Origin of the sequence: Bacteroides sp. GD17, assembly GCF_038448625.1 — a bacterium.
GTDB lineage: Bacteria > Bacteroidota > Bacteroidia > Bacteroidales > Bacteroidaceae > Bacteroides.
Window position 1 is genome coordinate 696,516 of sequence record NZ_JBCEZS010000001.1, and the last position, 19,473, is coordinate 715,988.

The 19,473-nt window shown below is 50.6% G+C and carries 15 protein-coding genes; 6 read left to right on the forward strand and 9 right to left on the reverse strand.

Annotated features, from left to right (window positions below; all coding sequences use genetic code 11):
• Positions 1-4: 4 nt before the first annotated feature.
• Both AAE250_RS02410 and AAE250_RS02415 read left to right on the forward strand, forming a co-directional pair.
• Positions 5-508 carry a hypothetical protein gene (locus AAE250_RS02410; protein ID WP_294596267.1) on the forward strand — a complete coding sequence of 168 codons (504 nt, stop codon included), beginning with the start codon at positions 5-7 and terminating at the stop codon, positions 506-508.
• Positions 509-1,179: 671 nt separating this feature from the next.
• Positions 1,180-1,521 (forward strand): thioredoxin family protein, encoded by a 342-nt coding sequence (locus AAE250_RS02415; protein WP_294596929.1) that lies wholly within the window; start codon positions 1,180-1,182, stop codon positions 1,519-1,521.
• A 19-nt stretch (positions 1,522-1,540) separates the two neighbouring features.
• On the opposite strand, the gene AAE250_RS02420 is transcribed toward AAE250_RS02415, so the two are convergent.
• The 9 genes from AAE250_RS02420 to argR form a co-directional block, all read right to left on the reverse strand.
• Complete coding sequence (locus tag AAE250_RS02420) at positions 1,541-2,785, reverse strand: acyloxyacyl hydrolase (RefSeq protein WP_294596662.1); 1,245 nt, start codon at positions 2,783-2,785, stop codon at positions 1,541-1,543.
• A 215-nt stretch (positions 2,786-3,000) separates the two neighbouring features.
• Positions 3,001-4,656, reverse strand: a complete 1,656-nt coding sequence (locus AAE250_RS02425) for an AMP-binding protein (RefSeq protein ID WP_294596660.1) — start codon at positions 4,654-4,656, stop codon at positions 3,001-3,003.
• 12 nt (positions 4,657-4,668) lie between these two features.
• Positions 4,669-5,223: a helix-turn-helix domain-containing protein gene (locus tag AAE250_RS02430; RefSeq protein ID WP_294596658.1), complete on the reverse strand. Its 555-nt coding sequence runs from the start codon at positions 5,221-5,223 to the stop codon at positions 4,669-4,671.
• Positions 5,224-5,259: 36 nt separating this feature from the next.
• Positions 5,260-6,033, reverse strand: coding sequence for a pyrroline-5-carboxylate reductase (gene proC / locus AAE250_RS02435; RefSeq protein ID WP_294596655.1), 774 nt, complete (start codon positions 6,031-6,033; stop codon positions 5,260-5,262).
• Positions 6,034-6,155: 122 nt separating this feature from the next.
• On the reverse strand, positions 6,156-7,277 hold the full coding sequence (locus AAE250_RS02440; RefSeq protein WP_294596653.1) for an aspartate aminotransferase family protein: 1,122 nt from the start codon (positions 7,275-7,277) through the stop codon (positions 6,156-6,158).
• A 97-nt stretch (positions 7,278-7,374) separates the two neighbouring features.
• Positions 7,375-8,343, reverse strand: coding sequence for an N-acetyl-gamma-glutamyl-phosphate reductase (gene argC / locus AAE250_RS02445; protein WP_294596650.1), 969 nt, complete (start codon positions 8,341-8,343; stop codon positions 7,375-7,377).
• A gap of 37 nt (positions 8,344-8,380) precedes the next feature.
• Positions 8,381-9,586 carry an argininosuccinate synthase gene (locus AAE250_RS02450; RefSeq protein WP_294596648.1) on the reverse strand — a complete coding sequence of 402 codons (1,206 nt, stop codon included), beginning with the start codon at positions 9,584-9,586 and terminating at the stop codon, positions 8,381-8,383.
• A 13-nt stretch (positions 9,587-9,599) separates the two neighbouring features.
• Entirely contained in the window at positions 9,600-10,157 is a 558-nt protein-coding gene (locus AAE250_RS02455) for a GNAT family N-acetyltransferase (protein WP_294596645.1), read from the reverse strand.
• Positions 10,158-10,184: 27 nt separating this feature from the next.
• The gene (argR, locus tag AAE250_RS02460; protein WP_294596643.1) at positions 10,185-10,658 is read right to left on the reverse strand and encodes an arginine repressor; all 474 of its coding nucleotides are present in this window, start codon (positions 10,656-10,658) and stop codon (positions 10,185-10,187) included.
• 450 nt (positions 10,659-11,108) lie between these two features.
• On the opposite strand from argR, the gene AAE250_RS02465 reads away from it, so the two are divergent.
• From AAE250_RS02465 to AAE250_RS02480, 4 genes are all read left to right on the forward strand, one after another.
• Positions 11,109-11,705 (forward strand): HU family DNA-binding protein, encoded by a 597-nt coding sequence (locus AAE250_RS02465; RefSeq protein ID WP_294596640.1) that lies wholly within the window; start codon positions 11,109-11,111, stop codon positions 11,703-11,705.
• A gap of 135 nt (positions 11,706-11,840) precedes the next feature.
• The gene (locus AAE250_RS02470) at positions 11,841-14,363 is read left to right on the forward strand and encodes a glycoside hydrolase family 88 protein (protein ID WP_294596639.1); all 2,523 of its coding nucleotides are present in this window, start codon (positions 11,841-11,843) and stop codon (positions 14,361-14,363) included.
• Positions 14,364-14,367: 4 nt separating this feature from the next.
• Positions 14,368-17,220 (forward strand): glycosyl hydrolase, encoded by a 2,853-nt coding sequence (locus AAE250_RS02475; RefSeq protein ID WP_294596635.1) that lies wholly within the window; start codon positions 14,368-14,370, stop codon positions 17,218-17,220.
• 407 nt (positions 17,221-17,627) lie between these two features.
• A complete protein-coding gene (locus AAE250_RS02480; RefSeq protein ID WP_294596632.1) occupies positions 17,628-19,460 on the forward strand; it encodes a rhamnogalacturonan lyase family protein in 1,833 nt (610 codons plus the stop codon).
• The last annotated feature ends 13 nt before the right edge of the window (positions 19,461-19,473 follow it).

Here is a 19,473-nt window from a genome sequence, read left to right on the forward strand (position 1 = left end):
ACTTATGAAGACATTAAGATTATTAGCGGTATTAGTTATCGCAATGACTGCATCTATATGCAGTGCACAGAACGGGTATAGAGGTATGATTGAAGGAGGACGAACATTCCACCTTGATGAGACAGCATTACACGCCACCGAGTTTTCTACCACACACGGGTATCAATTCAATCCCTATTTGTTTGTCGGTGCAGGATTAGGATTTCACTTTACATCTTCGGATGCAGAAATGACTTATATGCCGTTGTATTTGGATGTGAAAGCCAATCTTATGCAGACTAAGGTTGCTCCATTCATTGACGTAAAGGCAGGCTACTCCGTACTGGATGCTAAGGGAGTATATCTAAGTCCGAGTGTGGGAGTTAACTATAATTTCTATAAATGCTTATCTGTATATCTGAAAGTGGGTTACACCTATCAGAAAGTGGATAGCCCTATATATGCTAACAGTGATAAAGAAATCAGCAATATAGGCGGTATCACAGCTAAAATCGGATTTGAGTTTTAATATGAGCAGATATAAGGCGGCATTGAAGTAATTCAGTGTCGCTTTATTGGCTATATAATGAATAAAAATTAAATGTTGAATATTTCTTGGGTTAAGTCTCAGAGTTAAACCAATAGTTAAACCAAGATAGAATCAGAGTGTAAGATATAGAAGTGTACATTGCATAAATCGCAGATTTATAGCTTTATAATAGGCTGTTGCAAAGCGAGAATGGTGGAATGTGTGGGGGACTTAAAATCCTTTGGCCATTGCGGCTGTGCGGGTTCAAGTCCCGCTTCGAGTACTGTTTAAAGCTCTGTAAACGACAAGTTTACGGGGCTTTATTCTTTTATGGACTTACCATATATTCATAGTCTGGGAATTAGCGCAGTTCTATGTATGTTTTTTCCTTCATCTTATTACTGCAATGATTTCAGAAATCATTGCAGTAATAATTTCAGAGATCATTGTAGCAATGATTTCAGAAATCATTCAAAATACTCCATAGCGCTTCTAAATTATGCTCATTTTAGATATGATTTGCAGCACTCGTGTAAACCAAGATGTAAACCGGTAAAGCTATCAATCCAAAAGAACTTCTGTACAGTTGCAAGATCCGGGGTATATTCAGACTTCAAATTGTCCTTTATACCGTAAACCTTTCTTCTCTTCGTATTGTTGAAATTCCAACTATTAACTTAAACAAGAATGATATGGAAGAGAAGAAAGTTGCTCGTGAGGAGAGAAACCGGGAGAAGTTGGCTAATGCTGATTGGGTAATGGCTGAGTTTTATGCAACGTGGTGCCCTCATTGCAAACGTATGCAGCCGGTGGTAGAAAAATTTAAGAAGGCGATGGAAGGAACACTTGAGGTGGTACAAGTGGATGTAGATCAGGAAAGCGACCTCGCTGATTTCTATACAATCGAAGTAACCCCTACATTTATCCTTTTCAGAAAAGGAGAGCAGTTGTGGAGGCAGTCGGGAGAATTGACTCTGAGCAGACTGGAAAGAGCGGTCGAAGAGTTTGGGTAAGCCATGCTCCTTGAACCGTTTAGTATAGCTTGGGGCGCTTGTTATTGAACCGGAAGCCTAGACCCAGCATCAGGTAATTAGGCTCATGAAATTCCCTGAGGTTATATCCGATGTGAAGATAGGAGTTGCGGGTGACGTCTATCTTCAATGCCAGTATCTGGTAGAAAGATTTGAGGTCGCCTCCGCTATGCAGTACATTGGCTCCAAGGCCGATGCCTACGGTGAAGTAGGGCATTACGAACTCTCCGCGGGCGGATAAGCCTAAGGCCATCTGCTTGATGGCAGAAGGGGAGGAAAAGTCATCCATTCCGTTGTATACCGCTTCAATGTTCGCACTGTGGTCGTATACTCCATCCAAGGCTACACCGGCACGAAATTTATAGCCTAAGTTGTACATCGGTGCAAAGCTGAAACCTGCTACGGTGTAAGTGCCCGGTGCAGGTACTTGTCCACCGCCGAAGTCCACAGCCTTCTTGCGCCAGGAACCGAAGAACGTCAGGTCGTAGCTGATGTGGCGCGGAAAGGGCGGGGGGATAGGACGCTGCCAGGATTTGCCCAATTCGTCTGCCCGCCGGTTGAAGTTATAGACCAGACCCACTTTGCAGTCAATTGTATTCAGACCCGAATTGGGGTACTGGGTATTTCCGTTGGAGAAGTGACTTCCGGTAGCTCCCACTATCAAGTCGATTTTTGGGGAAACTGCCCAGTTCAAGTAAAGGTTGACATTGAGGAAGGCATTTGTTTTCGAGCCGATGATCGTGTTCTCCGGATTTTCATAATCCTCGTAAGGCTTCCAGTTGAAGGAGGCTCCGAAGTTCCATTCGTAGTTGAGCGACAGACGAGGGGTGAGTTGGGCAAGACGTCCTCCCTGGAACAGGTAGAGGGCAATGGGGTTTCCCAGTTCCTGCTTGTTCTCGAAGTCGAAATAACCTAATCCGATGCCTTGGTAAGCACCTATGTAAGCACGGTCGGCGGCGGTGTTGGGGCGGACTTGGAACGAATACTTCAGATGGCCGGAATAGGTGTCGTTCATGGTCTTGCCACTACGGTTGTAGCCTTCCAGGAAAGGGTTGGTGGGGAATATGTAGCCCATACGACCTTCTACGCCTAATCTGTGGATGAAGCGATGTGCAAATGAGACTGTGTCTCGTTTTGTTTCCGAAGAATAATCGGATGTCCATTGCTGGGCGTATATCGTATCAGACAAAAGAAGCATTACTCCCAAGAAAGCAAGAAGCTTCCATGTCTGTGTTTTGTTTTCCATATACCGTGCCGGTCTTTATTATTTAATACATGTCTGAAGTAAAGTTCAATTTCGTCACAAATATAAGTCTTTTATCCTTTGCGCCTGTATAATGAAGTATATATTTGCATACGTTAAAACTATGCAGGTACCAATAAACAAGTAGAGAGGCTGTTTCTTGAACGATTAACGTTAATCATTCGAGAAACGGCCTCTCCACTTATCTGCAAATCTATTTATTTCTGATCATTCTCTCTGATTTCCACGCGGCGGATTTTTCCGCTGATGGTCTTCGGCAGCTCGTCCACGAACTCGATGACACGTGGATACTTATAAGGAGCAGTCACCTTCTTCACATGGTTCTGAAGTTCTTTGATAAGTTCTTCGCCGGCGCGGGCCTTGTACTCTTTGGAGAGGACGATGGTTGCTTTCACCACCTGTCCGCGAATCTCGTCGGGTACTCCGGTGATGGCACACTCTACAACAGCAGGATGCGTCATCAATGCACTTTCCACTTCGAAGGGGCCGATGCGGTAACCACTACTCTTGATAACGTCGTCGGCACGACCTACGAACCAGAGGTAGCCGTCTTCATCTTTCCACGCTACATCTCCGGTATAGTAGATGCCGTCGTGCCAAGCCTCGTGGGTGCGTTCGGCGTCGCGGTAGTACTCTTTGAAGAGGCCCAGCGGTTTGCCCTTGTCGGTGCGGATTACGATTTGTCCTTGTTCGCCGGCTTCTACGGAGCGGCCGTCGTAGTCTATCAGATCTACATCATATTGTGGATTGGGAAGTCCCATGCTGCCCGGTTTCGGTTCCATCCAAGGCATGGTGGCTACGGTGAGTGTGGTTTCCGTTTGGCCAAAGCCTTCCATCAGTTTGATACCGGTCAGTTTCTTAAAGGTGTCGAACACGGCGGGGTTCAAGGCTTCTCCGGCGATGGTGCAGTATTGCAGGCTGGAGAGGTCGTACTTCGTCAGGTCTTCGTGGATGAGGAAGCGGAAGATGGTGGGCGGTGCGCAGAGAGAAGTGACGTGATAGTCTTGTATCTTCTCCAAGATGGCGGCGGGGGTGAACTTCTCGTGGTCGTAGACAAAGATATTGGCGCCTGCTATCCACTGTCCGTAGAGCTTACCCCATACGGCCTTGCCCCAGCCTGTGTCGGCGATGGTGAGGTGCAGGCTGTCTTCGGTCAGGCGGTGCCAGAAGCTGCCGGTGACGATGTGTCCAAGCGGATAGGTGAAGTCGTGGGCTACCATCTTCGGTTCGCCGGTGGTGCCGCTGGTGAAGTACATCAGTGAGATGTCATCGTTGGTGTTCGGATGTTCCGGCTTCACGAACGGTGCGGCGGCCTCGATACCTTTGTGGAAGTCTTCGAAACCTTCAGCCACTTCGGGTCCTACGCTGACGAGGTGCTTCACGGTAGGAGAGTCGGGCATAGCGGCAGTAATATGGTCGGTGATGACCGGTTCGCCGGCGCAGACTATCATCTTGATGTCAGCAGCGTTGCAGCGGTATACGATGTCTTTCTTCGTCAGCAGGTGCGTGGCGGGGATGACTACGGCGCCCAGTTTGTGCAGGGCGATGATGCTGTACCAGAACTCGAAACGGCGTTTCAGTATCAGCATTACCATGTCGCCATGGCCGATGCCGAGGCTTTGGAAGTACGAAGCCGTCATGTCGGTGTAGCGCTTCATGTCGGCAAACGTGAACTGACGGTGTTCGTCTTTATCGTTGGTCCATAGCAGGGCGGGTTTGTCGGGTTGCTCTTGGGCCCAGGCATCTACTACGTCGTAGCCGAAGTTGAAGTTTTCCGGTACGTTTATTTTCAGGTTCTTGATGAAGTCCTCCTGCGATGTGAAGGAGGTTTGTGATAAAAATCTTTCTACCATAATTAGCACATTTTACATGATTACCGCGAGGAAGCGTACCGTCTTTCCATCCAGCGCCTTCATGCCGTGGGGCAGTTTAGAGTTGAAGTACAGGCTGTCTCCTTCGTTTAAGATAAGTTCTTTGCCGTCGATGCTCACCATCATGCGGCCTTCCAGTACGAGGTTGAATTCTTGTCCGGCGTGGCTGTTGTAGTGTATCGATTCATCGTCGGGTTTCGGTTCTACGGTGACGATGAACGGGTCAGCGGTGCGGTTGATGAAGCCGGCGGCCAGTGACTGGTACTTGTAGGCTTTGGTACGCTCGATGCTAGTACCTTTTCCGGCGCGGGTCAGGAAGTAGGTGCTCATTTTGGGCTCCTGGCCGAACATTAATGCGTCCAGCGCGATGCCGTAGTGGCGGGCAATTTTTTGCAGCATGCTGACGGAGATATCGAATTCTCCGGTTTCGGCAAGGCGATATTCTTCAGCAGAAAGGTCGCAGTCGCGGGCAATGTCTTCGGCGGTGAGCTCAAGGACTTCGCGCAGGCCGCGGAGGCGTTCGGCTATTTGTCTGATTTGGTCTTCCATTTGGTTGATGAATTAGTTATTTGTATTCTGTTTGCTTTAAATGCTCTTTTTGATGGCATTGATCACGGCAGAGGAGAATCCCTCGTGTTCCAGTTCATTGATGCCTTTGATGGTGATGCCACCGGGGGTACATACTTTGTCGATCTCCACGCTGGGGTGGGTATCGTTGTTTAGTATCAGTTCGGCGGCGCCGCGTACCGTTTGGGCTACCATGCGCATGCCGTCTGCAGGGCGGATGCCCAGTTCGATGCCGGCTTGCATGGCGGCCTGGATGTACTTCAGCACGTAGGCGATGCCACAAGAGGCCATGGAAGTGGCGGCGGCAAACTTCTCTTCGGGGATGAGCATAGCAAGGCCCATTTGGTTGAAGATGTCGAGCATCAGTTGTTCCTGCTCCTTCGTGGCGTTCCGGCTGGCGATGAGGGTCATGCTTTCCAGTTCGCTGATGGCGGTGTTGGGGATGATGCGGAACATGGTCATTTCCTTGTCGGCCACGTAGTGTGCCAGTTCTTCAAAGGGAATGCCGGCGGCCACGGAGATGAGTATCTGCTTGCTTTTCAGTTTCAGTTCGCTCACTACGGGTTTCATTAGCCAGGGTTTCACGGCCAGGATGATGAAGTCGGCGCCGGTCACGGCCTCCTGATTGTCATGCGTAGTTTGCATGGCGGGGAATTCGGCCTTCAGGGCATCCAGTTTGCCTTGCGAGGGGTTCGATACGATGATGTCGGCGGCGGGGATGATAGTCCCTTTTGCCAGTCCGCGGGCGATGGAGCCGCCCATGTTTCCTGCTCCGATAATTGCTGTTCTCATATCTTCTATATGTTAAAAAGTAATCTGTGGACAAAGGTAGATAAATTTTCTACAAAAAACGACCGAAAGAGAGGGATTGTCTTTACGGTCGTTTCTTTTGTTGGCTGATTATCTGTCAAATATCAAATAACTTTCTGAAATCGTTCGAGGAATTCATCTGCTTCCTCCATGCTGAGGCAAAGCGGCGGCAGTAACCGGATCACGTTCGTGCCGCTGACACCGGTAAATACATGCTGCTCTTTCAGCAACTTCAGGCGTAGTTCTTTGATGGGCTCTTCGAATTCCATGCCAATCATCAGGCCGCGTCCGCGGACTTCCTTGATTTGGGAGAATTTTTTCAGTTCTGTCAGCAGATGTTCACCCACTTTGGCAGCGTTGTCTATTAGGTTTTCCTGTTCTATCACGTCCAGCACGGCCAGCGCGGCGCTACATGCCAGGTGATTTCCGCCGAAAGTGGTTCCCAACTGGCCGTATACGGCGGTGAACATCGGGCTGATAAGTACGCCTCCCATCGGGAAGCCATTGCCGATGCCTTTGGCTACGGTGATTATATCGGCCTGGATGCCGTTGTGCTGATGGGCGAAGAAGCGCCCGCTACGGGCGTAGCCGCTTTGGATTTCGTCCAGTATCAATACAGTGTTGTGGGCGGTACAGGTTTCGCGCAGGGCGTGCATGAACTCGTCCGTCGGCAACTGTATGCCGCCTACGCCCTGGATGCCTTCGATAATCACGGCGCAGACATCGCCTTTGGTCAATTCGGCCTTCATAGCTTCGATATCATTCAGCGGGAGGTACGTTACGTGTCCGCAGTTGTTGATGGGGGCAATGATTTTAGGATTGTTGGTTACTTCTACAGCAAGCGAAGTACGGCCGTGAAAGGCTTTGGAGAAAGATACCACGCGGGTGCGTCCGTTGTAGAAAGATGCCAGTTTCAGGGCATTTTCGTTGGCTTCGGCGCCACTGTTGATAAGGAACAGGGAGTAGTCGTCGTAACCGCAGACTTTTCCCAGTCGTGCGGCCACTTGCTGTTGCAACTTATTAATGACAGAGTTGGAATAAAATCCCAGCGTCGCTACTTGTTTGCTTATCATCTCCACGTAGTGCGGATGTGCATGTCCGATAGAAATGACAGCATGGCCGCCGTAGAGGTCGAGGTACTCCGTACCGTTTTCGTCCCATACGTGGCAGCCTTTTCCTTTGACAATGTTGATGTCAAAGAGGGGATATACGTCGAATAATTTCATAATACAAATTTTGATACAATGTAAATCGCTGCTCCGATAGCAGCGCCTACGAATGTTGCTTTGAGGAAAACCTCTTTATTAAATTTTGCCATATCTTTTAAAAGGCACTGGGTTTCAACCGTAATCCTACGGTTTCTTCCAGATTGAACATCAGGTTCATGTTGTGTACAGCCTGGCCGCTGGCACCTTTCAGCAAGTTGTCTATGCAGGAAATGATGAGCAGCTTGTCGCCATGCTTCTCCAGATGGATGAGGCATTTATTGGTGTTCACCACCTGCTTCAGGTCGATGTTCTTGTCTACGATATGGGTAAAGGAATCTTTGGCATAATACTCCTGGTACATGCGGATGATTTCTTCCAGCGCCACTTTCGTCTTCACTACGATGGTGGCGAAGATGCCTCGTGGAAAGTCGCCGCGGTAGGGGATGAAATCAATCTCCGAGTCGAAGCTGTTCTGCAACTGGCGGAGCGATTGCTTGATTTCGGGCACGTGCTGGTGCTCGAAAGCTTTGTAGACGCTCATGTTGTTGTTGCGCCAGCTGAAGTGGCTTGTTGCGCCGGGTTTTACGCCTGCGCCTGTGCTACCGGTGATGGCATTCACCATGACGTCTTCGTTCAGCATCAGGTGCTTGGCAAGCGGGAGCAGGCCCAACTGGATACAAGTGGCAAAACAGCCCGGATTGGCAACATGCTTCGCCTTGCAGGTGGCGCGGCGGTTCAGTTCCGGCAAGCCGTAGATGAAGTCGTGCTCGGGAGAAGCGATGCGGTAGTCCATAGAGAGGTCGATGATGCGCAATTCTTCGGGTACGTTGTGGCTGTCCAGAAACTTCTTCGTGTCGCCGTGAGCGGTGCAGAAGAAGAGCACGTCGATCTCGTCCAGCGGAAGCTGGTCGGTGAATACTAAATCCGTTTCGCCGTACAGTCCTTCGTGTACGTCGGTAATTTTGTTGCCGGCGTTGCTTGAGCTGTTGATGAAGACGATTTCCGCTTCCGGATGGTTGAGCAGCAAGCGTATCAGTTCGCCTGCCGTGTATCCGGCTCCGCCGATGATTCCTACTTTAATCATTTTGATAATATCTATTGTTTTGTATTTCGCTTATTGGTTAAATCTTTTCGTCTTTATGATTTGCATAATAGGCGCGCAGTGGAGTAGAGGTGACCTTGATAAAGCCTTTGGCATCTTCTGCTGTCCACCCCTTCTGCATTTCGCCGTATTCGCCGAGTTTGTTCTTCACGAGGTCGTCTTCGCTTTCCACACCTACGGTAGAGAAGCCGAGCGGGCGAAGTTCGAGGATGGCCGTACCGTTTACGTTGCGCTGGCTTTCGGTCAGCATGGCCTCGATGTCACGCATCACCGGTTCCAGGTACTGGCTTTCGTGCAGGAACATTCCGTACCAGTTGGCTACCTGGTCTTTCCAATACTGTTGCCACTTGCTCAGCGTATATTTTTCGAGGAAGCGGTGTGCGCCGATAATCAGCATCGGAGCGGCAGCCTCAAAGCCTACGCGGCCTTTGATACCGATAATCGTGTCGCCTACGTGCATGTCGCGGCCGATACCGTATGCGGCGCCAATCTCTTCTACCTTCTGAATGGCCTTGATAGGATCGTCGAACTTCTCGTCGTTCACAGCTTTCAGTTCACCCTTTTCGAAAGTGAGGCGCAACTGTTCGCTGCCTTCTTTCTCGCAATGCTTCAGGTAAGCGCTTTCGGGCAAGCCCTGTGCAGAGTCCAGAATCTCACCGCCGCAGATGCTGGTACCCCACAGACCTACGTTATAGGAATATTTCAGTTTGGCAAAGTCGGCGGCAAAGCCATGCTTGTTCAAATAGTCTATTTCTTCCTGACGGCTCAGTGCCATGTCGCGTGTCAAGGTGATGATTTCCACACCCGGAGCCATCACAAGGAACGTCATGTCAAAACGAATCTGGTCGTTGCCGGCACCGGTCGAACCGTGTGCGATGGCATCTGCTCCGATTTCGTTGGCATAGCGCGCAATGGCCAGTGCCTGGAAGATACGTTCGGAGCTTACCGAGATGGGATAGGTGCCGTTGCGCAGCACGTTGCCGAATACCATGTATTTCAGGCTCTTTTCATAATATTCCTGTGTCACGTCGATGGTAACGTACTTCGTAGCCCCCAACTTATAGGCATTTTCTTCGTTGGTTTTCAGCTGTTCGGGGCTGAAACCGCCGGTGTTGGCACAGGCAGCATATACTTCATATCCTTTTTCCTTGGCAAGATACATCACTGTGAATGAGGTGTCCAGACCGCCGCTGAATGCGACTACTACTTTTTTCTTCTTTTCCATATCCTTGTGGTTTTTAGATTTTATCTTCTTCATGTAATTTCGGATCGTAGAGCATTGCTGTGCAGATGCAGAACTTCCGGTTTTTGGCTACCAGTATATCGTGGTTGATGCAGCCTTCGCAACCTTTCCAGAACGATTCGTCGTCGGTCAACTCGTTGAAGGTGACGGGGACGTATCCCAGTTCGGTATTCATCTTCATTACAGCGGCTCCGCTCGTCAGACTGAAAACCTTGGCATTGGGCCATCGCAATCGTGCCAGGCGGAAAGAGGCGGTTTTGATCCGTTTGGCCAGTCCCAGCCCGCGATAATCGGGATGTACTATCAAACCCGACGTTGCCACGTATTGTTTGTTACCCCAGCTCTCTATGTAGGTGAAGCCGGCAAATTCGTCTCCACACAGTGCAATGATGGCCTTTCCTTCTCTCATTTTAGTAGCTACATATTCGTGCGTGCGTTCTGCGATGCCCGTTCCGCGTACCTTGGCAGCTTCCCGGATGGTATCCAAAATCTTGTCCACGTAAACTTCATGTGAGGCGTCAGCCACCATCACATCAATTTGTTTCGAATCCATTTCTTTCTTTAATTAATATTTCTTCATTTACTTTACATTCGGAATGATTTGTGACAGAAAGCTACGCACTTCATCGTGTGATGCGGCCTCGTGCACTACCAGCATGATGGTGTCGTCTCCGGCAATGGTGCCCAGGATGGCGGGACATTCGCGGTTGTCGATGTCGTAGGCCATGCTGCTGGCATATCCGGGGCGTGTACGGATCACGGCGATATTGCCCGAGAACTGAAGTGAAACAAATCCGCTGTTCATCAACATTTCGCTGGCGCTTTGGTCATTGGAGCGTTTGTACATAATGTTGTTGGGTAATACATATACATATTTCCCGTTCATGTTTGCTGCTTTTGCTACTTTCAGTTGTTTCAAGTCGCGTGACAAGGTGGCTTGCGTCAGTTCAAAGCCCTCCTTTCCCAAAGCTTGCAGCAGTTCCTCCTGAGAACTGATGTCTTTGCTTGAGATAATCATCTTGATGGCATCTAACCGATTGGCTTTTTTCTTCATGTTTCTGTATAATTATTCTAAGAATGGCGCAAAATTACGGAATCTTTGGGATATAATATACAAAAACGGATATTTTTTTAGTATTTTTATTCCAGTTAGAGCTTTAGAGGGTGATGATTCTGCATAAGTATGGGGAAAATAAAAGCCGGATTGTATTTTCTTTGTTTTATTCAGACATTTGCGCCTCAGTTCCTTTCGGGGTTGTTCTTCTGTAAAGATAATGCTTATTTCTATGTTTTTATTCCCTAACTCCCCCTTTTTTACTATCTTTGACAGCGAGAACAATTCGTTAAACCAAGGTTTACTTTTCGATAGACCTTGGTTTACTTTTTGCCCAACCATGGTTGATTTTTCGCCCAACCATGGTCGGGTGAAATAAAAATCTCGGTTCTTACTATTAACCTCACCGCTTTTAAATAATAAATTCGGTGGCTTATATCTTTATTTACTATGAGTGTCTATTACGATTTGTATCAGAACCCTCCACAAGACGGAGAGAAAGATGAACGCCTGCATGCGCGCGTTCTGCCTAAAGGGACGATTCCGGCAGATAAGTTCCTGGAGATTGTACACAATGCTACGGGTTTCAGCCAAGCCATTCTGGACGGTACGCTGCAAGCCATTACGGACGAACTGCAAAGCTGGCTGGCAGACGGCTGGATTGTGGAAGTAGGCGAACTGGGACATTTCTCCCTTTCGCTGGAATGTGACCGATTGGTGCAGGATAAGAAGGAGATACGTTCTCCGTCCATTCATTTTAAAAATGTGAACTTGCGGGTGAGCAGCAAATTCCGCCGCCGCTTTGTGACGATGGAACTGGAACGGAAAGAGTCACCGTATGTCTCTCATTCTAAGCTATCGGAGGCGCAACGGTTGAAACTTTTGCAAAAACACCTGGATGAGAAAAGGTGCATTACCCGTGCGGACTATTCTGAACTGACCGGGCGGTCGAAATCGCAGTCACTGGACGATTTGAACCGTTATGTTGAGCAGGGAGTGCTGTGCAAATATGGCAGTGGAAGGACTGTGGTTTATCTGAAGCCTTGATGCTGATTGAGATAAACGGCAAAAACAATAAGAGAACCGCCAAAACAGTAAGCGGATCTTTGCCGGGAACTCCTTATTTTTGCATCGCTATCAAAATGGCATTTAAGTCTTAATCAATAAAACTATTAAAAGCACATGAAAAAGCTACTTGGACTAACAGTCCTTTTTATTTTCTTTGTTCTGTGTCCGATAACGGCAAAGATAACCCTTCCTGCTATCTTCTCTGATAACATGGTTTTGCAACAGAATACACAAGTCAATGTATGGGGGAAAGCTGCACCCGGTGAAAAAATCACGGTAAAGGCTTCCTGGACGGACAAGGTGGTGACTGTCAAGGCTGGTGCAAACGGCAAGTGGACTGTAAAGCTGAAAACTCCTGCGGCGGCAAAGAATCAGTCCGTTACGGTAAACGGTGAGAATTCCATCACTATTAATAATGTATTGATTGGCGAAGTCTGGCTCTGTACGGGGCAGAGTAATATGGAGTTCCCCGTTTGCAAGCATCCCGACATGAAGTGGATGACGGGCATGGAGACTGAGGAGGAGGAAATGAAGGACGCCGATTATCCGGAGTTCCGCCTGTTCCATGTAGAGCATCAGTTGGCGCCCGATGGCGAGATGGACGACTGCCAAGGGAAATGGTTGGTATGCAATCCGAAGAACCTTTATGACTTCTCGGCAGTGGGCTTTGTGTTCGGCCGCAAACTGCATAAGGAACTGAATGTGCCCGTGGGCATGATACAATCTACTTGGGGCGGCACGCATGCCGAGTCGTGGACCAAGATGGATGTGATGAAGAACAATCCGCTGTATGCCGATGTGCTGGAAGAGTTTGCGCTGAAAAATGTGAAGCAGCAGAAGGGGTATTGCAAAGTACCTGCCACGCTGTGGAACGGCATGATTAAGCCGATTCTGGGATATACGGTAAAAGGAAATATATGGTATCAGGGCGAATCGAATGCTATCCGGGCGGAGAAGTACCAGCAGGTATTCACCAATATGATAAACAGTTGGCGCAAGGAGTGGAAGCAGCCTGATATGCCCTTCTATTTCATGCAGATTGCTCCGCACAAGGGGCAGCCGGCTGCTATCCGTGAGGCGCAACTCAAGACGTGGCAGAGCGGGCTGAAAAATGTAGGCATGGCCGTGATTACCGATGCAGGTGATTCTACGGATATTCATCCGCGGAACAAGCGCGTAGCAGGTGAGCGCCTGGCGCTGTGGGCACTTGCCGGACAGTATGGGAAAAAGGTTGTCTGCTCCGGTCCGCTTTTCAAGACGATGAAGGTGGAGGGAGACAAGGCTGTGCTGAGTTTTGACTATGCCGAAGACGGTTTGATGACTCCGAACAACGAACCGGTGAAGGGCTTCCTCATAGCCGGTGCCGACCGGCGTTTCTATCCGGCTACGGCTGTGATTCGCGGCAGCCGGTTGGAGGTATCTGCTCCGCAGGTGGAGGTGCCGGTGGCTGTCCGTTACGCATTCTGCAATTTCTTCCGTGTGAATTTATACAATAAGGCGGGGCTGCCTGCCGTTCCTTTCCGCAGTGATGCCTGGGAGCCGGGTTCGTATGCCCGCTGGTTTGCCGATTCCGAGATGAGGCGCTTTCCGCAGGCTTATCAGTTGGACCATGGCAAACGCCTGTTCTTCGGTTATGCGCAAGGCGTGGGGTGCTGTGCCATGTTGCAGGTGTGGAAAGCAACAGGAGACCATCGTTACTATGATTACGTGAAGCAGTGGGCGGACTCATTGATTAATGAGCAGGGTGAGATACACTTGTATGACATGGCTGCCTATAATCTGGACTTCATCAACTCCGGCAAGGTGCTGTTCGACCTCTATCGCGAGACGGGCGACGAACGCTACAAAAAGGCGATGGATGTATTGATTCGCCAGTTGAAGAACCAGCCCCGTACGTTGGAAGGCGGTTTCTGGCACAAGCTGGTTTATCAGCATCAGATGTGGCTGGACGGGCTGTATATGGCTTCGCCGTTCCTGGCACAATATGGTGCCGAGTTCAATAAGCCGGAATGGATTGACGAGGCTGTGAAGCAGTTCCGTCTCTGCCACAAGCATACTTATGATGCAAAAACCGGTCTCTATCATCATGCCTGGGACGAAAGCAAGAGCCAGCGTTGGGCCGATCCGGAGACGGGGCATTCTCCTAACTTCTGGGGGCGCAGTATCGGTTGGTGGTTCATGGCGCTGGTAGATGCATTGGACTTCATTCCGGAGGATCATCCGGGACGGGCCGATATGATAGGTTACATCAAAGGATTGGCGGAGGCACTGCCGAAGTACCAGCGTGGCGGTTTGTGGTATCAGGTGATTGACCAGCCGAAGCGTAAAGGTAACTTTCCGGAAGCATCTGTAACCACGCAGTGCATGTATGCTTATGCAAAAGCGGTGAATAAAGGGTATATTGATGCGAAGTATCGTACCGTAGCCGAGAAGGCGCTGCAAGGACTGAAAGACAAACTGCTGGTTGAGAACCAGGACGGTACTTTGACGCTGACCCGTTGCTGCCAGGTAGGCGGCTTGGGCGGGCATCCGTATCGCGATGGAAGTTTTGAGTATTATATAGGTGAAAAGATGCGGGATAACGATGCGAAGGCAACGGGGCCGTTCATTATGGGATGCCTGGAATTAGAGAAATAGTATTATGAAGAAAGTATTAAGTCTTATTTTGGTATTCTTTGCTGTCGGTTCCTTGTCAGCGCAAACCACTGCCTGGCCCGAAGTCACGACCGAAGCTAAGCCTGCCGCCCGCTGGTGGTGGATGGGAAGTGCGGTAGATAAGGAAAACCTTACCCGTAATCTGGAAGCGTATGCCGCAGCAGGCATGGGAACCATGGAAATCACCCCTATCTATGGGGTGCAGGGAAATGATGCCAACGAAATCCCGTTCCTTTCTCCCCGGTGGATGCAGATGCTGCAACATACGGAAAGCGAAGCAGCCCGCCTGGGCATGCAGATAGATATGAATACCGGTACGGGCTGGCCCTTTGGAGGTCCTGAGGTAGCCATAGAAGATGCCGCCTGCAAGCTGTTTGTAACGGAATATCGGCTGCAAGCCGGAGAGCGTCTTGCTGAAAAGATAGAAGTTTCCGACGCCAGGCAGCAGCCTTATGCCAGATTAGAACGCTTGATGGCTTTCTCCGACGCTGGGAAGTGCATCAACCTTACCGATAAAGTCAAAGAGGGAATGCTCGACTGGAAAGCTCCGAAGGGAGACTGGCGCCTGATAGCTGCCTTCTGTGGCAAGACCTTGCAGAAAGTGAAACGTGCCGCTCCCGGTGGCGAAGGTTATGTGATGAACCACTTCTCAGCCCGTGCTGTGAAGAATTACCTCGACCGCTTTGACCGGGCCTTTGCCGGGACGGCTTCTGGGGATGGTGCCTCTGCCGCCTATCCTCATAATTTTTTCAACGACTCCTACGAGGTCTACGGCGCCGACTGGACAGAAGGACTTTTCGATGAATTCTCTGCCCGCCGCGGCTATAAGCTCGAAGAACAACTGCCGGAATTCCTTGCCAAAGGCGAACGGACCGACGCTGCCCGCCGAATCATTTCCGACTACCGTGAAACCCTCGGCGAACTGCTGCAAGAAAACTTCACCCGGCAGTGGACGGACTGGGCGCATCAGCACGGCTCCAAGACCCGCAACCAGGCGCATGGCTCCCCCGGAAACCTGATAGACCTTTACGCCACGGTAGATGTCCCGGAATGTGAAGGCTTCGGCCTGTCAGACTTCGGCATCCGCGGTTTGCGCCGTGACTCCCTGACGCGCCCCAACGACTCCGACCTCTCCATGCTGAAATACGCCTCTTCGGCTGCACATATTGCCGGAAAGCCCTATACCTCTTCGGAGACATTCACCTGGCTGACGGAGCACTTCCGCACTTCCTTGTCGCAGTGCAAACCCGATATAGACCTGATGTTCGTTTCCGGCGTCAATCATACCTACTTCCATGGTACCACGTATTCGCCTGCCGAAGCTGCCTGGCCGGGATGGAAGTTCTACGCTACGGTGGATATGAGCCCGACGAACAGTATCTGGCGGGATGCGCCGGCATTTTTCCAATACATCGCCCGCTGTCAGAGTTTCTTGCAGATGGGGCAACCGGATAACGATTTTCTGGTCTATCTGCCGGTTTATGACTTATGGCAGGAGCAGGACGGACGCTTGCTGATGTTCGATATCCATAAGATGGCGCAGCGTGCTCCCCGTTTTATCGAGGCTGTGCACCGCATCAACGATGCGGGCTACGATATGGACTATATCTCCGATAACTTTATCCGCAGCGCCGCGTGCCGCGACGGCAGGATTGTGACTTCCGGTGGAGCAGCTTACAAGGCGCTTGTCATTCCCGGTGTCCGGCTGATGCCTGCGGATGTGCTGAAGAAGCTTTTGAGTCTTGCACGTGAAGGGGCGACTATCGTCTTCTTGGACCGATATCCCGAAGACGTGCCGGGCTTTGCGAAGGTAGAGAAGCAGCGCAAAGCATTTGGCAAGACAATGGAGAAAATAAAGAAAGCCCAAGAGAAAGGCTGGAAGATACTCTTCGGTACGGACTATCGGCGGACGCTGGCTCAGACTGCCGCCGTGCCCGAAGCTGCGAAGACCACCTACAAACTGAGTTGCATTCGCCGTGCCCATGCTGACGGTTATCATTACTTTATCTCTGCCCAGACGGAATGGGATACGGAAGCGTGGATACCACTGGCTGTGCCGGCACGTTCGGTCTTGATTTATAATCCGATGGACGGCACGTCGGGGAAAGCCCGCATCCGCCAGCGGAACGGAAAGACGGAGGTGCTATTGCAGTTGGCATCCGGCCAGTCCGTTCTGCTCAAGACTTTTACGGAGGCGGATGTACAGGCCGGGGAGTGGAAATATTACACGCCTCTGTCCGAGGAATATGCCCGCCACTATGCGAAGGGACCGTACTGCTCTGTGCGACGTTCTCGCGCACCCTATGCGAAGCTCTCGCGTACCCTGTGCGATCTGTCTGCTCAAAACTGGTCTTTCCGTTTCCTGCAGAGTGCTCCTGCTGTGGGCAGTGTTCCCGATTCTGTCTCTTTGGGCTCTTGGACGGATTTGCCCTTTGATGGTGCGGGGACGACGATGGGCACTGCCTGCTACACAACGTCTTTCTACGTTGATGACCCTGCTTCGGTCGATGACTGGCTGCTCTCCCTGGGCGATGTCCGCGAGAGTGCCCGTGTCCGCATCAATGGGCAGGAGGTGGCTACGCTTTGGGCTGTTCCGTACCGTTGCCTGATTGGGCAGTATCTGCATCCGGGGCAGAATACGCTGGAAGTGGAAGTAACCAATCTCCCTGCCAACCGCATTGCGGATATGGACCGCAGGGGAGTGAACTGGCGTATCTTTAAGGATATCAATATGGCGTCGTTGGGCTATAAGAAGGGTACTTATGCCGGTTGGGCGCCTATGCCCAGCGGACTGTTGGGACCGGTGCTCGTTGTGCCGATGAAGGCAATACATGAATAATTAATACGAATCAGGAGTTAAATGATAATTTAGCAACGGAGCCGCTAAAATTTAGCACAGCGAAGTATCAGCGTAGCAAGCCTGAAAGGCTTTCATCTATCAGCCCAGGGCAACGCCCTGGGGTTAAGAAAGCCCCCCTCGCCTTACGCCCTGAAAGGGCATAAGATATAACACACGGGCTTTTGCCCTTTCAGGGCGCAGAGATAGAGCAGATTATTACCCAGGGCGTTGCCCTGGGCTGATAGATGAAAGCCCTTCAGGCTTTGCCGGACTGATAAATGAAAGGCTTTCAGGCTTGCTGCGCAAGTAATCCGAATGGAAACCTTGCTCCAGCGCTACGCTGGTAAATTTCCATTTATCTAAATTGTTATTAACGATCGATTCCCATAACCAATAAATAAAGTATCATGAAGAAACATTTCTACGCATGGGCAGCGCTTTGCTGTGTAGTCTGCGCCTTGCATGCTCAAGACCCGCGTGAGCGGCATTACTTTTACGAAATACTCGATCCGAAACATGAACCGAAACCACTGGTCGAAGGCTTTGCGCAGGAACGGATCGTGGAGAACCTGAACCGCGCGCTGACTGCGGCCCCAGTACAAGACGGCAAATCGGTTTATCTTAGCTGGCGCCTGCTGGCATCGGATGCACCGGCTACATCTTTCCATGTGTACCGCGAGGCGGACGGTAAAGTGCGCCGCCTCACCCGGAAAGCCATTTCACAGACTTGCGATTTTGTAGATACCACCCCTTGCGAGCGTGCCTCCTATTGGGTGGAAGCCGTGGCGAAAGGGCAGAAACCCGTAGCTTCGGATAAAAAGGAAGTGGTGCTTGCCGATCTGAAACCCTATTCCTCCATCCGCCTGAAGGACGATGCCAAAGCCGGAAAAATAGCCCTTGCCGATTTGAATGGCGACGGTACTTACGATTATATCATCCGCACTCCCGAAACCAACGTAGACCCCGGAATGCCGGGCGACACCACCGGGAAAAACTATAAAATTTCTGCCTACCTGAGCGACGGTACTTACCTGTGGACTTACGACATGGGACCGGGCATCGAACCGGGCATCTGGTACTCTCCGTTCATCGTCTACGACTTCAACGGTGACGGCAAGGCAGAAGTGGCGATAAAAACTGCCGGCAACGACTATGTGAAGAATGAAAAAGGTCGTGTCTGTGGTGGTAGCGAATACCTTTCCGTACTTGATGGCATGACCGGAAAAGAAATAGATCGCGTAGACTGGCCCGAACGCAACGACCGTTACGGAAATCTGATACGTCAGAACCGTAATCAGATGGGAGTGGCCTATCTGGATGGTAAAACACCGTTTATACTGGCTGCACGTGGCACTTATAAACTGATGGTAGTAGACGCCTGGATGTTGAAAGACGGAAAACTGCAACGTGCCTGGCGCTGGGATGGTGACGAGGAAAACCCGATTGTGCGCAGCATGGGCGCCCATAGCATGGTTACTGCAGATGTGGACGGCGACGGACGGGATGAAATCTTGCTGGGTTCGTGCATGCTCGATGATAACGGTACGTTGCTGTGGTCGTCCGGATTGGGACATAGTGACAAGGCATATCTCTGCAAGTTGCATCCGGATATGGCAGGAATGCAGGTATTCATGGTCAGCGAGCCTAAAAAAGAGGACGGGCGCGGTGTTTCCGTTGTAGATGCTGCCACGGGAAAACTGATTTGGGGCATCGGACAGACCACTTATCACGTGGGCGACGGTATGGTAACGGACTTTGATCCTACCCATCCCGGCCTGGAATGCTTTGCCAGCGAAGACCGCAAAGGAGGCAGTACCGATAAGTATCTGCTGACTGCCGACGGGAAGAAGCTGAACACGACCAGCGAAGAAGTGCCCGGTTGCCGCAACTGGATCTGGTGGGATGCCGACTTGCTGCGCGAGACTTTTAAAGGAGATGATAACCGTTGGGGCGCAAACTCCTCTTCCGGCGGACGCAAGCAGAGTATCTGGAAGTGGAAAGGCGAAGTGCTGACCGAAGGCATCGAAGGAGATATCCTGATGATGGTGGATATGGAAGGAGATTGGCGGGAGGAACTGATTACTGCCCTGCCCGGAGAGTTACGCATCTATCGCACCAATATTCCTGCAAGCGACCGCCGCGTCACGCTGATGCAGGATGCCTTGTATCGCAGCTATGTGGCGCATCGCAGCATGGGATATCCGCAAGCGCCCGTACCATCTTATTATTTAGGAGAATAATCAAAACTATAAT